General features: G+C 55.2%; 13 protein-coding genes. 10 read left to right on the top strand and 3 right to left on the bottom strand.

Annotated features, from left to right (window positions below):
* The first annotated feature begins 50 nt into the window (after nucleotides 1-50).
* From CDUR_RS12620 to CDUR_RS12610, 3 genes are read left to right on the top strand one after another with little or no spacing between them, the layout of a single operon-like run.
* The gene (locus CDUR_RS12620) at nucleotides 51-1,646 is read left to right on the top strand and encodes a DUF3375 domain-containing protein (RefSeq protein WP_179418462.1); all 1,596 of its coding nucleotides are present in this window, start codon (nucleotides 51-53) and stop codon (nucleotides 1,644-1,646) included.
* Nucleotides 1,639-2,295, top strand: a complete 657-nt coding sequence (locus CDUR_RS12615; protein ID WP_179418461.1) for a DUF4194 domain-containing protein — start codon at nucleotides 1,639-1,641, stop codon at nucleotides 2,293-2,295. Before CDUR_RS12620 ends, CDUR_RS12615 begins: the two co-directional genes overlap by 8 nt.
* Nucleotides 2,288-5,623 (top strand): ATP-binding protein, encoded by a 3,336-nt coding sequence (locus CDUR_RS12610; RefSeq protein ID WP_179418460.1) that lies wholly within the window; start codon nucleotides 2,288-2,290, stop codon nucleotides 5,621-5,623. Before CDUR_RS12615 ends, CDUR_RS12610 begins: the two co-directional genes overlap by 8 nt.
* A gap of 40 nt (nucleotides 5,624-5,663) precedes the next feature.
* Here the strand turns inward: CDUR_RS12610 and CDUR_RS12605 are convergent, their stop codons facing one another.
* Entirely contained in the window at nucleotides 5,664-6,515 is an 852-nt protein-coding gene (locus tag CDUR_RS12605) for a siderophore-interacting protein (protein ID WP_179418459.1), read from the bottom strand.
* Nucleotides 6,516-6,610: 95 nt separating this feature from the next.
* On the opposite strand from CDUR_RS12605, the gene trhO reads away from it, so the two are divergent.
* Both trhO and CDUR_RS12595 read left to right on the top strand, forming a co-directional pair.
* Nucleotides 6,611-7,525 (top strand): oxygen-dependent tRNA uridine(34) hydroxylase TrhO, encoded by a 915-nt coding sequence (gene trhO, locus CDUR_RS12600; RefSeq protein WP_179418458.1) that lies wholly within the window; start codon nucleotides 6,611-6,613, stop codon nucleotides 7,523-7,525.
* 10 nt (nucleotides 7,526-7,535) lie between these two features.
* On the top strand, nucleotides 7,536-7,847 hold the full coding sequence (locus CDUR_RS12595) for an antibiotic biosynthesis monooxygenase family protein (protein WP_179418457.1): 312 nt from the start codon (nucleotides 7,536-7,538) through the stop codon (nucleotides 7,845-7,847).
* 60 nt (nucleotides 7,848-7,907) lie between these two features.
* Here CDUR_RS12595 and CDUR_RS12590 read toward each other — a convergent pair whose 3' ends face one another.
* The gene (locus CDUR_RS12590; RefSeq protein ID WP_006061711.1) at nucleotides 7,908-8,339 is read right to left on the bottom strand and encodes a hypothetical protein; all 432 of its coding nucleotides are present in this window, start codon (nucleotides 8,337-8,339) and stop codon (nucleotides 7,908-7,910) included.
* Between the two features lie 448 nt (nucleotides 8,340-8,787).
* Complete coding sequence (locus CDUR_RS12585) at nucleotides 8,788-9,246, bottom strand: MarR family winged helix-turn-helix transcriptional regulator (RefSeq protein WP_040358484.1); 459 nt, start codon at nucleotides 9,244-9,246, stop codon at nucleotides 8,788-8,790.
* A gap of 604 nt (nucleotides 9,247-9,850) precedes the next feature.
* Here CDUR_RS12585 and CDUR_RS12580 point away from each other — a divergent pair.
* The 5 genes from CDUR_RS12580 to CDUR_RS12560 all read left to right on the top strand — a co-directional run bounded on the left by CDUR_RS12580 (nucleotide 9,851) and on the right by CDUR_RS12560 (nucleotide 14,512).
* Entirely contained in the window at nucleotides 9,851-10,219 is a 369-nt protein-coding gene (locus tag CDUR_RS12580) for a DUF5318 family protein (protein ID WP_006061714.1), read from the top strand.
* Between the two features lie 238 nt (nucleotides 10,220-10,457).
* Nucleotides 10,458-10,604, top strand: a complete 147-nt coding sequence (locus CDUR_RS12575) for a hypothetical protein (protein ID WP_155862081.1) — start codon at nucleotides 10,458-10,460, stop codon at nucleotides 10,602-10,604.
* A gap of 247 nt (nucleotides 10,605-10,851) precedes the next feature.
* On the top strand, nucleotides 10,852-12,936 hold the full coding sequence (locus CDUR_RS12570) for a transglycosylase domain-containing protein (RefSeq protein WP_081598591.1): 2,085 nt from the start codon (nucleotides 10,852-10,854) through the stop codon (nucleotides 12,934-12,936).
* Nucleotides 12,937-14,325 carry a glycosyltransferase 87 family protein gene (locus tag CDUR_RS12565; RefSeq protein WP_179418456.1) on the top strand — a complete coding sequence of 463 codons (1,389 nt, stop codon included), beginning with the start codon at nucleotides 12,937-12,939 and terminating at the stop codon, nucleotides 14,323-14,325.
* The gene (locus CDUR_RS12560) at nucleotides 14,318-14,512 is read left to right on the top strand and encodes a hypothetical protein (protein WP_006061718.1); all 195 of its coding nucleotides are present in this window, start codon (nucleotides 14,318-14,320) and stop codon (nucleotides 14,510-14,512) included. Before CDUR_RS12565 ends, CDUR_RS12560 begins: the two co-directional genes overlap by 8 nt.
* Nucleotides 14,513-14,606: the final 94 nt, after the last annotated feature.

Below are 14,606 nucleotides of genomic sequence, written 5' to 3'. Positions count from 1 at the left end.
ACCACGAGCCGGGGGTGTCGTGTTAGTTTTGAACAGAGTTGTGGACGTGGATGGCCTGGAATGGGGAGTTGATTGTGTCCTCGGTAAATGCTGTCGCGGATGCGTTGCAGTGTCAACGGGTGGCGTCGGAAAGTTCGGCGTGGTCGCTGTTGCGTTCGTCCAACGCGCCAGCTATTGCCGCCGTATTTAGATCTGTTTTTGATGGTCAGCGGCGCAGTGTGACGGGCACGGAATTTGTGGAAGAACTGAATCCGCTTCTCGTGGAACTGCGGGAGGAGGGGTTTGATCTACCACGAAATGCCGTGGGGTATATCAGCGACTGGGTGAAAGCTGGCTTTCTTATTCGTCGAAGCCCGCAGGGGATGCAGGAGGAATTTTACGAACTCTCTACAGATGCGATCACGGCATTGGATTACATCTCTGTGCTGCTGAAACCCCGGAAGTCGGCAACACGGTCGCGTTTGAGCACGGTCGCGGAACGCCTGACCAGCCTAGCCATCGACACCGACCCTGACGAATCGCATGTACTGGCCCGCCTTGAAGAAGAAAAAAAGCAGATTGAACGCCGCATTGCGTTGGTGCAGGAACGCGGTGTGGATGTGATTTCGGAAGATGAGGCACGGGAGCAAGTGGAGAATATTTTGTCACTTGTTGCGGATATTCCCAGTGATTTCGCACGCGTGCGGCAGGCCACGGAGGAGCTGGATCAGAATTTACGTGAGCAGATCCTGGTCGACGAGCTGTCGGCGGCCGAGGTCCTAGACAATGTATTCCGTGGCGTTGATGTAATCCAGGATTCGGACGAGGGAAAATCCTTCAACGGCTTTTACGAGTTGTTGTTTGATCGTGAGCAATCGACGCGTTTGGAATCCACTTTGGAAAGTATTCTCTCCCGTCCGTTTGTGGAGGATCTTTCTACCGATCAGCGGGCTGAACTGCGCTGGTTGCTGCGCAACCTTGAGGAACCTTCAGATGAGGTCCATAACTCGATGACCAGTCTTGCACGGTCGTTACGTCGTTTCGTGCAGTCCCGCGAGGTGGAGTCCCAGCAGGCGCTGGCCAGCGCCATTAACCACGCACAAGCATTGGCGCTGCGGCTCGGACACCAGGTAAACCCCTCCACAAAAATTGGTGTGGATCTGGAGCTGACCTCACGACATCCCAGTTCCATGTCCACGTGGGTGCTGCACGATCCTGCTGATTTCCACATTGAAGGTGACATGGAAGTGGCTCCGGCTGACGTAGCCAATTTAGCGGAACTGCAGGCCAGAGTGCGAGATTCGGAGATCGACTGGGCGGAACTGCAGGCCAACATTGTTTCGGTGCTGACGCAACACCAGATAGCCACTGTTGGGGATGTACTGAAAACCCATCCGGCAACCCAGGGACTGGCTAGTGTAGTGGGAGTGCTGAAATTAGCTATGCAACATGGTGAACGTATTGGTGGCACTGAATATGTAACGTGGGACACCTCCCAAGACTCCCAGTATGACGGGGGTGCCGATACCACGCGGACTAAACGTGCAAAGGTTTTGCGGTATCGCTTTACCCCGAAGAGCCTTGCGGAACTAGGCCAGGATCAACGTCACGTAAGACTAGTGCCTGTGAGCGAAACTGCGACCAAAGGGATGCATACTGATGGCTAAGCATGGAGTGGAGAAAACCTCATCGGGGCCGGAGATATCGCAGCTTCACGAAACTGACACGGGCACCCTCACCGCAGCTCAGCGGCAGGCTTTTGCGGCCCTGTTGCGTGGCCCGTTTATTTCGGTAGATAAGCAACCGGAAATTTTCCGCACTGTGTCGGCGAACCGCGAGGTGCTGGCGCAGCAGCTGGACAACCTATTTTTAACGCTAATTGTCGACGATTCCGCTGGCGTGGCCTACGCAAAAAATTGGGATACAGATATCGAGGGCTCGCGCATACTCATGCGCAAACACCCCCTGACGTTCATGGAGACTGTTGTGCTTCTGCATCTGCGGCACATGTTGGTGATGACCAGCCCAAATGAGCGCGCCGTGGTCGGGGAGGAAGAGGTATTTGAAGCAACACTGCCCTACCAATCTGCGGCGGGCAATGACAAGGCCGCGCAGAGGAAGAAGTTTCAGGCTGCATGGAACAAGATGAAAGATCGGTCCATTGTGCGCACCACCACCACGGAAGACCGGTTTGAAATTTCACCCGTGTTGCGGCTCATTTTCACAGCAGAGGAAGTTGCGGCGGTGTCGGATAGTTTCGCATCGTTGCTGGATGATGACGATGATGACAGTGGGGAGACCGTAACTCATGAATAAAATCCCAGGTCAATTCCGCCTTTCATCAATTCAGGTGTACAACTGGGGCACATTCAGCGGCGTGCATACAGTTCCGGTGGCACGGGAAGGCTACCTGGTCACTGGTGCGTCCGGATCCGGCAAGTCCACGCTTATCGACGCCGTGTCTGCCGTCCTCGTTCCGCCCAGCACCATGCGTTTCAACGCAGCGGCTCAGGATCCCGGCACTAAATCGGGCCGTAACTTGATTACCTATTGCCGCGGTGCATGGCGTCGAGAGCATTCGGAGGACATTGACGAGCTCACCCAGTCCTACCTGCGTACCGGCGCGACCTGGTCTGGGGTGGCGTTGACTTACGAGGACGGTGAAGGGGCAACAGTGACCGCCCTACGGTTGATGTTCCTCAGTGCGCATTGCCATCAACCCACCGATATTGTGAATCTGTTTGTGCTTGTACCCCGCGTTGCTGAGTTGTGGGAATTTAATGACCTCGCAAAAGAAGGTCTTGACTTGCGTAAGGCCAAACAGCAGCACAAGGATGCGTTGGCTGTTCAACGCAGCCACTCCCCCTTTATGAACGTCTTCCGCAGGGAACTCGGGATCGCCGACCAAGCAGCGCTCACCCTGCTCCACCGCACACAATCAGCGAAGTCTTTGGGGGATCTGAATGCACTCATGCGAGACTTCATGCTTCCCGAACCACCGACCCTCAAAACGGCAGCTGATGCCGTGGAAAAGTTCACAGAACTCAACGCCGCCTACCAGGGGGTACACACGGCGCGGATGCAAATTGAGGCACTGGAGCCCATTCGCAGCGCTGACGAGGATATTGCGCGCCTCACCGCAGAAACAACGCTCCGTGAAGAAGAACAAACCCATCTTGATGCATACGTCACCCACCATCGGCTCGCCTTGGAACGAACAAAATGGGAAAGAATCACTGGTGACATTGCCGTGCAGCAAGCCACCTTGGAGGATATTTCCACCCAGGCTGCGGATCTGAAAACCACCTATGATCAGCTCCAAGTGCAGATTCATGGGCATGAAAATATTGGGTTGCTTCAAGCCCAGCATGACCTCACTCAAGCCAAGCAACAGCTAGAAAGCATCCAATCTGCTCGGGAACTATTCGAAAAATCAACCAGGGTGGTTGGTGCTGTTGTTCCCAATACCAGTGAAGACTTCACGAATCTGCGCCTGCAGTTGCAGGAACTCACCACGGAACTGGTCCTCAAGGCATCAAAATACAGCGAACGCAGGCAGGCGCTGTATGGGGCATTAAACACCACGCAGGAAACGGTCACGCGCCTGCAACAAGAGCTGGATTTCGTGCGTACCTACCGGTCCCCTATGGACCAGCGTTTGCTGGAGGCGCGGCGTCGAGTAGCGGAATTTGTGGAGATCGAGGAAAACGAGCTGCCTTTTGTGGCTGATTTGCTGACCATGCGCGACAGCGAAACCAATTGGCAGCCTGCGGCGGAACGCGTGCTTGGTGGCTTTGCCCGCACCCTTATTGTGCCGGAGGAATACTATGCCCGCGTCAGCGATGCCATTGATGCGATGAATCTGGGGGCACGGCTGGTCTACATCCGGTTTACTTCTGATCTGGCGCGGCGCATCCCGTCTTCCTTTGCCGCGGGTAGCTTAGGTTCTAAAATTGACGTCACACCAGGACGGTTTTTTACCTGGCTGCAATCCGAACTATCCTCTCGCTTCGACTACGAGTGTGTGGACACGGTGGCCGAGTTGCGCAAAACACGCAGGGCGGTGACGCGAAACGGCCAGTTCAGAAACGATTTCCGCCACGAAAAAGACGACCGCACGCAGATCGACGACCGCTCCAGCTGGGTGCTCAGCACAAGTTACGATGACAAAATCGATTCCCTACGTGAGCAGATTCGGATGGCAAAAGCCGAACTGGCTAAACGCTTCGCGGATTCCGAGGGATTCGAGGACTCCGTCAAAGAAGAGGCAACCCGCCACCACGCCTGTAACACCCTTCTTGCTGTGGAAAACTTCGCGGCGATTGACACAACCGCAGCCGCACAGGCCGTCAGCCAGCGGCAAACCGTGGTGGATGAACTCACCGACAGCAACCCAGAATTGAAGACCCTCCAAGACCAGCGGGATCGTGTGGTGTTTGAGCAGGAGAAACTCAAACAGCAAGAAGATGAGGCGCGTGACGTGTTGGGTGGTTTGCGCAGGGAACTCCGTCAAGCCGAGGAGTTGATTGCCCAACTGGAGGAACGCCAAAAAATCAACAGAAGTGTTCCTGAGGAGGTCGTACAGCGCCTCAATGAGCTTGTTGGAACCTTCACTCGTAAAATTCGTGCCGATAACGTTGTGGACGTGCAGAAGAAGATGCTGGATGCGTTGAATTCCGCACAGCAGGCATTGGCCAGGAAACTCCACGAACAGGAGCGGAAAACCGCACAGGTGATGCTTGAATTCCTGCAACAATGGCCGGAACGGCGAGGAGACCTGTTCCCTGAACAGGAGTATCGCGGGGACTTCATCGCATTGCTGCATCGCTTGGAAAATGATGACCTCCCGGCATTCGAGGCGCGCTTCTTGGAGCTGTTGCGTTCCCAAACGCAAAACAACCTGAACCGTCTGCTGCTACAGATTCAACGCGCCACCCAGGCCATTCGCGACGGTATCGAACCCATCAATGCCTCGCTGATGGCCGCCGAGTTCGAGCCGGATACTCACCTGCAGATTGAAGTTCGGGAATCTCAGCCCGCCGAGGCGCGTGAGTTTATGGCCAAGCTCAAAGAAGTGGTGGATGGTGTGCTAAATGACGAATCCACTCTGGCCAGTGAAGAGCGTTTTCTCAAGCTGCGGGCGGTGATCGAGATGTTGAAGATCACCGACGAAACCCCCGAACGCATTTACCGTCTGCGCTTGGACACCCGCAAGCATGTGACGTTCCTGGGAGTGGAGCACAATGCCGACGGGACGCGTGGTGCTGTGTATGACTCCGCCCAAGGGCTCTCCGGCGGACAGGCACAGAAGCTGGTCTTCTTCTGCCTTGCCGCTGCCCTGCGGTATCAACTCACTGGTGCTGGGCTGAGTACCAGTCGTGCGAAGAACTGCACGATTGAGCACGACGGCAAGCAGTTCTCCCGCTTTGGCACGGTCATCCTTGATGAGGCATTCGACCGCGCCGATTCACAGTTCACACGCCGCGGTATGGATGTGTTCAACGAATTTGGCTTCCATATGGTGCTGGCCACGCCGGAAAAAATGCTGCAAACCATTCAAGACTACATTGGAGGGGCTGCGGTGGTACAGTGCTTTGATCGCAAGCACTCGACCCTAGCCCTTCTGGAGATTGAGGACGCCTAACTAGGAGCGCATTTTCTTGGGCTATGTAGTGGAACGGCTATTAGGATCGTTCAACCCCTAACTTCCAATATCCGGAGAAGAAGATCTTTTTCTTATCCATGCCCTGCTTGACCAACAGGCGACGCGCCGTCGTGGCAATAGAGGATTCCCCACAAAGCCACGCATAGGTCAGGGAATCAACGTCACACGGTGGTGACGCGAAAACGTCAGTGAGCGCGCTGGGCGCGGTGGCTGGGGCGGCATCGATACGCGTGAATGAGGCGACATCAGGAAGTTCACCTGGTTCGAGCAGATCGTCGGAATGGCTGACGCAGATTACGTGGGTTTTGGAACGAGTATCGGCATCCATGTCGGCGAGGATTGCACGCAGGGCTGGCATGGCTGTGGGGTCAGCCACATACAGTTGGGGTCCCTGGTGTGGATAGTGGGAGGCACCGATGAACCGCACGCCGACGTCGCTACCGGGTTCGGCCGCTGCTGCCCAGATGGAACCAGGTCCGCTGTCACCGTGAGTGACAATGTCTATGTCAACTTCGGCGGTGTCGCGATGTAACTCCCGGATCGTGTACCAGCGTAAATACGGTCGGTTGTCTTCGGGTATCTCTTTCACGGCCGCACGAATGTTGGCAATGGTCGGATCGGGCATGGTGAGCTTTCCTTGGCGCGGCATCAGCAATCCGACATACTCATCGGCTCCGGTTAATGTCACAGAGGCAAACTCCGGTGCTGTCAGGGTGAGGCGTCGCAGCTGTGGGGCCAGCTCCTGATTGCTGACGACGCGCGCACGTACCAGGTCGGTTTTCATATCGACGTCGGGCAAGTCCATGCGTGCGCTGGAAAGCTTACGCATACCCTTGACTGTGGCATGGTACAGCGTGTTTCGTACAGACATAAAGGCAAGCCTATCCTATTTTATGTATGTGGGGAGTGGTAATTCACCAAACGCGGCTGCCCGCGGTTGGTCACTGCGTACTAGGCTTGATATCTGTGGCTATCAGCAAGATTCTTCTTTACTACAAGTTCACGCCCATCGCTGATCCAACGGCCGTGATGCTGTGGCAACGCGCGCTGTGTGAATCACTGGGCCTCACCGGCCGAATCCTCATCTCTAAGCATGGGATCAATGGCACAGTTGGCGGTGACATTGCAGCCTGTAAACGCTATGCTCGTGTGACCAAAGAATATCCGGGCTTTAAAGGTATGGAATTTAAATGGTCCGAAGGGGGCGCGGACGACTTCCCACGACTGAGCGTGAAGGTTCGGGATGAGATCGTCGCATTCGGTGCCGCCGATGAACTGGAAGTTGATGCTCACGGCGTTGTTGGCGGTGGCGTGCACCTCACACCGGAGGAAGTAAACAAGCTCGTCGAAGAACGCGGCGATGATGTTGTGTTTTTCGACGGACGCAATGCCATGGAAGCCGAGATTGGGCGCTTCCGAGGCGCCATTGTCCCTGATGTAAACACCACGCACGACTTCATTCAGGAAATCGAATCAGGCAAATACGACGACCTGAAAGATAAGCCGGTAATCACCTATTGCACTGGAGGTATCCGCTGCGAAATCCTCTCTGCCCTGATGAAAAACCGAGGCTTCAACGAGATCTATCAGATCGATGGCGGTATCGTCCGTTACGGCGAAAAATACGGCAACAAGGGCCTATGGGAAGGGTCACTCTACGTTTTCGACCGTCGCATGCACATGGAATTTGGCACCGACGCGAAAGAACTTGGGCACTGTATTCACTGTGGAGCCCCCAGTAACAAATTCGAGCACTGTGGCAATGAGGACTGCCGGGAACTCCGACTCATGTGTCCCGACTGCTATGACAACCCCGAAACTCGCTACTGTGGCAACCCCGAGTGTTTAAATATCATTCACGCTAACCTGCATGCAGAGTAAGCTGTGCCGCATGAGCATTATCAAAATAAACGCCCTCACCGTTCCTGAAGGGCAGGGGCCTGAGCTGGAAAAACGCTTTGCTGCCCGCAAGCATGTGGTTGACGACGCCCCCGGCTTCAAAGGTTTCAAACTTCTCCGCCCCACTGCTGGCGAACAACGATACTTCGTTCTCACAGAATGGGAGGACGAAGAATCCTACGTGGCGTGGCGTGATGGTGATGCCCGTAAAGCCCACCAAGGTGACCCAGCGGAGAAGCCGGCACCAGTGGCCATCAAGGCTGAGCTGCTGGAATTTGAAGTCGTACTGGACTCGACGAGCTAGGCCACTTTCACCACACGGCGTCAGGCACCGAGCAGCACTATGTCAGTACTATGCCGGTGCCTAGCGGTGACCAATAATGAGCATCGTGCCAAAGCTCGTCATCCACAGCAGCGTGAAGGGTACGAGCACCCATAATATTGCTAGCCAGGGACGCCATCGTCCGTAATGCGCCCACACACGGTACGTGATCCATGCACCCAGAAGTGTGCCACCCAGGGCCACCGCTCCAGGGATGGCCGGAAACAGTACCTCAAACGTCCGCGAACAAATCCATGTGGACACACCCGCGTTGCATAGCGGCCCTCCCATAGTCCTGGAAATCATGGCAATGACAAAGGCAACCAAGAAAGTTATGGCTGGGACCGCCACAGCATAGGAAATCGCATTGTGGGTGGAAGTGCGGTTGCGCTCAAGGCGAAACAACGGATCAAACTCCGCATGTGGATCCATGCGTGATAGCGAGTCAGTGTTCTCGGGGTGACTATCGGCCATGGGTATATCTTCCCCCACCGTCGCCTTACAGTGCTACACGCGATGCCTGACCCCAGGGGTGCTGTGGCTGATGCTGAAAAAGAACCTCGTTCCTAAGCACATCTGATGTTTCCTAACTAGTACCAGTTTCTCCACTGGTACTAACTGAATCGTCCGAATCTGGTGGTCAATCCAGTCTGAGGGAACAAAAATATGTGTTCAAAGCCATTTTGAAGGGGAACAAAAGTACTGGTAGTGCCTAGGTTTTAATGTGGAAACGTTAAGCCACAGCAAAGGAAATCTCATGTCCGACTCTGCCTGATAGCATTTTTGCCAGCAGAAAGCGTGTGACTGTCGCCGAGCAAGTATTGTGGCAAAAAGAATAAAGCCCCAGTGGCATACATTTCCTTTAAGGCGAGATTGGTTTGGCCTTAAAGGCTGTAGTCCTGGGGTGTTGGACAAAGGAATGTTAGCTGCGCTTAGCCAGCATCCGTTCGGTGTAGGATTCGGCCAATTGCTCGATTATCGGGGCGATATCGGCTGCTATTTCCAGGTGCTCTGGCGGCAAGCTGCTCAACATATCTGCCAGGTGCTTCGTGCGCTCGTCACCGACGCGTTCTAGTTCCTTCTTTCCCAGTGGGGTGAGAGTCACACGAACGCCTCGGCGGTCTTCAGTGTCCCGAATGCGTTCGACCATGCCACGCTGCTCCAGTTGGTGGAGTGCGTTAGAGGCGGTGGGCATGCGGATGCCCTCCAGTCGTGCAATTTCACTGATGCGTGCAGCGCCCAGGTTATTCAGCCGGGTCATAATAGTTAGTTGCGGGCCGGTCAGATCGGACTGCTCTGCCATTCGGAAATACATCACATAAAGTTGAGTCAGAGCAGGACGGATCTGCGCGGCAACTGATTCAGGTGTAGCGGCGGTCATGGCCATTATCGTAGTCATATTTGGTTGATGGTAGAAACTAGGATCATAAATGATTTAGGTGCCTTGACAGCTTTATGTCAATGTAAAATTGTAGACAATTCAATAATTCTGGGAAAAAGTCCCCCTTCGATGAAGATTCTTTCATGAAAGGCGCAGGCAGGCGCGATTTCCGCAGCGAGTGTTAGTTTTCTGAACCGATTGCGAACGTGTGAGTTAGCTCACAATTTGCCTTGCAACGATGGCTGCGGCATCGAAAAACGGGGGTAGCTAATGGGGGTAGAAAATCCGGTCACTGTAACCGTGTGCACGCCTAAAGCATTCTTATAAAAACCTTAGTTATTCTAAGCTTTTTTCTTATTGCTAACAAAACTGTTTGTCGTGATATTTAGTTGTGGACAATAAACTCTTCCACGTATATGCAGGTATCGGCACATCCGCGTTAATGGTTGTGTAGCTGCGTGTGTGCATACATGCAGCCCATCTATGTCAAAAGCTGTAGTTGATGCTTTCTTGGGCTGATTGTGATGAAGGGCGTGCTGGGCGTCGATAAGCGGTGCGTGTCCAACGGCAGTGACGCGACACCGGACACGGCTACACTTGCGGAATGGTTGTTTATCGCGGCGAAGTGAGCCATAGGCTAGCCCGCAGGCAGCTTCTTGTGCAGTGGCGACAGGGTGCCATTACGCGTGACACGGTCTGCGACGCTGATTTTCTGCTGGTCACCGCAGCTAATTTTCATGGACAGCAGGTGGGGCGCCTTTGCCCTATCTGCGAAAGCCCGAAGCTGCGAGAAGTGCTGTGGGTGTTTGGCGATGAACTCGGTCGCATGTCAGGGACTGCTCGGAACGAAGACGAAATTGTGGCATTTGTCCAACGCGGTCTCACGTTTACTGTGCATACGGTTGAGGTGTGCCCCAAATGTCGCTGGAACCATATTCTGATGGCGCGAGAGGCGGTGGGTGAGTCTGCCTAGAGTTCTGCATAGTGTGCAACGCTTTCACGATGTTCATACGGGGGAACATTCGATGTTCATTTTTATAAATTTGAGACACAGTTGAGGCGATGAGGGTCGCTTTATTTTCCCTGCTAACGGTATGATCATTGACTAGATGCGGGGTGCTGCTGCAGGGGCTGCAGCGCTGTCGAAGGGGCTTTGGTCGGGTAAAGGCTCTAAACTGTTGAGTAATGACCTAAGTAGTAATGCGCGGGTCATGGTGGGCTGTGATTGGCTGTCTGACTGGTTCTCCAACTGGCTGTCGCTGAATCGTGACGCCAGTGGTAGCATCGGCGGCCTTCCGCAGATTTCCCACTGCGAGAAGCGCAGGACTGTAGCTGCTGTAGAGCAGCTCGTTAGCTAATGGAGTGGAAAATTAGGTGACATCAGGAAAAGGCCCAGGAAAACGCACTGGTGCGGGTGGCGCACGCGGAGCACGCCCAGCGCGCACCGCCAGTGGCGCGCGCAAAGTGTCGCAGTCGCGGCCACGTCCGGGGACTAAGCCCAAGGCTAAGTCTAAGAAGCCCCCGAAGTCATCAGCGCGTAAGTGGATTAAGCGCTCCGTCATTGGGGTGATCATCCTCTTTGTGATTGCCCCAATTCTTGGTTTCATGACCGCCTACGTGTTGGTCGATGTTCCAGAACCGGATCAGCTGGTGAGCAAACAGGTCTCTAATATCTACGCTGCTGATGGCAGCACAGAGATTGCACGCATCGTGCCCCCTGAGGGGAACCGCGTTCAGGTCAATATTGACCAAATCCCGCCGTCGCTGCAGTCTGCGGTGGTTGCGGCGGAGGACCGTGAGTTTTACACCAACCGTGGTTTCTCCCTGTCTGGTTTTGCGCGTGCAGCGCTGGGCCAGCTGACCGGCGATTCCACGGCTGGTGGTGGCTCCACCATTACGCAGCAGTACGTGAAGAACGCCGTGGTCGGCGATGAGCGTTCGTACACACGTAAGTTGAAGGAGCTGGTGTTCTCCGCAAAGATGGCTAATGAATGGTCAAAGGAAGAGGTGTTGAGTGCCTACTTGAACACCATTTACTTTGGCCGTAACTCTTATGGCGTTGCTGCGGCTGCAAAGGCATACTTCAACAAGCCGCTTGAGGAACTCACCCCTGCCGAGTCCGCCGTGCTGGCCGCATCGATTCAGAGGCCCAGCCAGCTTGACCCGTGGAACAACCGTGAGGAAGCGGAACAACGCTGGAACTACGTTCTTGACGGCATGGTGTCTACCGGCTCCATTTCGCAACAAGAACGCGCAACAATGACCTACCCAGAGGTTCAGGATCCGGCCCTGAACACCGCATACACCGAGGCGAACGGCCCGAACGGGTTGATCAAAAACCAAGTGATTGCAGAACTGGAAACTCTGGGTATTTCTGAGGATGATGTGCAGACTCGCGGTCTCCGGGTCACCACCTCTATCGACCCGACCGCTCAGGATGCTGCGGTTAAGTCGGTGGAGAACCTTATGCAGGGTGAGGGCGAGAAGTTGCGAACAGCAGTGGTGAGTGTTGATCCGAACAACGGCGAGGTGAAAGCCTACTATGGCGGCACTGACGCCAATGGCTGGGATTACGCTAACTCTGCACTGCAAACCGGTTCGACGTTCAAGGTCTTCGGCCTTGCAGCCGCGCTGCAGCAGGGCATTCCACTTTCTGCCATGTATGACTCCTCCCCCGTCACCACTGGCAACGTCACTGTGAGTAACGTCGGCGGTCAGGGCTGTGGCGTGTGTTCTATTCAAGAAGCGCTGAAATTGTCGCTCAACACCAGCTTTATCCGTTTGTCACGGGATTTGGAGCATGGACCACAGGATGTTGCTGATATGGCGCATGCGCTGGGTGTTGCGGAATCCCTGCCAGGTATTCCCCAGACACTGACGGAAAATGGCCAGCCGCCTTTCGACGGCATCATCCTTGGTCAATACCAATCCCGCCCCCTTGACATGGCTGTTGGCTTGGCCACCCTCGCCAACGAAGGCGTGTGGCACAAGCCCCACTTTGTGAACAAGGTGGAAACCTCCACTGGTCAGGTGCTATACGAACATGATGCTGGTGAAGGCGAACGCCGCGTCGATTCCGCTGTTGCCAACAACGTTATTGCAGCCATGCAGCCCATTGCTGCGTATTCCAATGGCCACGGCCTTGCGGGTGGCCGTGTGTCTGCGGCGAAGACGGGTACGACCCAGCTTGGGGATACTGGAACAAACAAGGACGCCTGGATGATCGGCGCTACCCCGCAATTGGCCACGGCCGTGTGGGTTGGTAATGACGACAACTCTGCGCTTTACAACGCCTCCGGCGGCAGCATGTACGGTTCTGGTCTGCCTGCAGATATTTGGAAGTCCACCATGGATAAGGCGTTGGTGAATGCCCCCAATGAGACCTTCCCACAGGCGAGTGGTTTGGGGTACAACACCTCCCCGTCCACCAACTACCCGCAGACTCCCCAGACGAGTCAGGCACCAACCCCCTCGACTCAGCAGTCCCCCTACCCGGACTCTAATAACCAGGGAAATCAGAATGGGGATATCGTGCTTGCCCCAGGCATTGTTATCCCAGGTGATCTGCTGAATCCGCCGGACATGCCGGCACCAGTTGTTCCCAACAATCAGCAGTTCCAGCCGCAGCAGCAGCAACAACAACAGCTACAGCAGCAACAGCAGCAACTCCAACAGCAGCTGCAGCCGTAAATGCCGCCGCGTATCGACGCCGTGCGCTACCCCGCCGCCGTCCGCGAGCTCACCGCTTGTATTGGTGGGCCGCGTGGGCGGTTTGCTGTGATCCGTGCGCGCAGCTGGTGGTCGCCGCCGCAGATGATTTTTACAACGACCCTTGTGTTTTTGGCCTGTGGCTTTCTCACTAAGGCGCAGTGCATTCAGGGGGTTGCCGGTAATGGTGGCGTTGTTCAGCTCAACTGGTCTGGGCATCGACAGTTTGTGTCGGCCTGCTACACCGACATTGTGCCGCTCTATGCTGGCGACGGTGGACTCTCTCACTACCTGAACATGCCCGCATTATCCGCGTTGCTTCTGTGGGGGCTGAGCGCGTTGACGCACTCCTTCTACCCTGCCGTCTCGCATCTGCCGGGACCGCTGTTGCCAGAGTCGGGGTTGTTTTTCATCCTGACGGCTGCGCTTCTTGCAACCATGTGGGTGGCGTGCGTGCGACTGGTCATGGATATTGTCGCAGGCATGGTTGGTGACGGCCGCCGTGAACAGGTCTGGGTGGCAGGCGTGATGATGGCCGCTTCTCCCCTCGTCGCGGTACATGCCTTCACCAACGTTGATACCCCGGCCATTGCGGCGTCGATAGGCATGATGTGGGCGCTACAGCACCGAAGATTGCGTCTCGCTGGAGTGCTGCTCGGCGTGGGGGTCGCGCTGAAACTGTGGCCTATCATTTTGCTGTTTCCGCTGCTGATTTTGGGGTTGCGGTGCCGCGAGCGCCTTCATGATTTTGTGGTGGTCGCGTCCAGCATGATCGTGACGTGGACGGTGGTGAATCTGCCATTCATTGTGATGATGCCGCAGGACTGGCTGCGATTCTACGAGCTCATCAGCACGCGAACGGCGGAGTGGACCAGCATTTATGCAGTCATTGGCCGCATGCAATGGCTGTCGGGGTGGGACGGCTACTCATCGCCGCTGGTGCTCAACATCGTCAGCATTGCGCTTTTCCTCGGTGGTTGTCTACTGCTGGGCAAGCATGTGGTGTCTGCAGAAAGTATGCCGTCGATTGAATCCCTGAATTTCCTGGTCATGGGGTCTTTTTTGCTGGTGAATAAGGTGTGGAGTCCGCAGTATTCTCTATGGCTACTCCCCTGCCTTGTGCTGGCCTATGCTGCCATTCCGCGTCCGCCATGGCGGTTGGTGTGGGTCTACGGCATTGTGGAGGTGGTGTTGTGGCTGATTGCCATGTGGCACATGCTGGGTGAGGATAATCTGGGAGTGCCACATGAGATGCTTGATGTGGTGGTCGTGATCCGATGGTTTCTTGTCGGTGTGATGATGGTTACGTACCCGAACGGACAGACACGTGGGGTACGTGGTGAAGAAAGGGCGACTGTTTCTCATGTCTAATGGTGCGATGATTGTGACGATGAGCAGCGTTTTCATTGGATTCCTGTGCTTTGGTGGCTCTTTTGCCGGTTTCGTGTACAAAAAATCACCCCGGCTAGTGTGGACGCTCTTCTGTACGGCAGTCTTTTTCATCACAGTCATCCCCGTGATCATTGCCGTATTCTGGGCAACCCTCTTTGTTTCCTGACGTGGATGTGGTGTATCTTTGTGAGGTTGCTGACGCAACGACCCTCCTGCCGTGCCCACGAGGGGCACGGCCGAAACATGTACTAGACCATAGG

The sequence above is a fragment of the Corynebacterium durum genome, from assembly GCF_030408675.1.
Taxonomy (GTDB): domain Bacteria; phylum Actinomycetota; class Actinomycetes; order Mycobacteriales; family Mycobacteriaceae; genus Corynebacterium; species Corynebacterium durum.
Note: the sequence above shows the minus strand (reverse complement) of the source record. Positions and strands in the feature narration are given on the sequence as shown.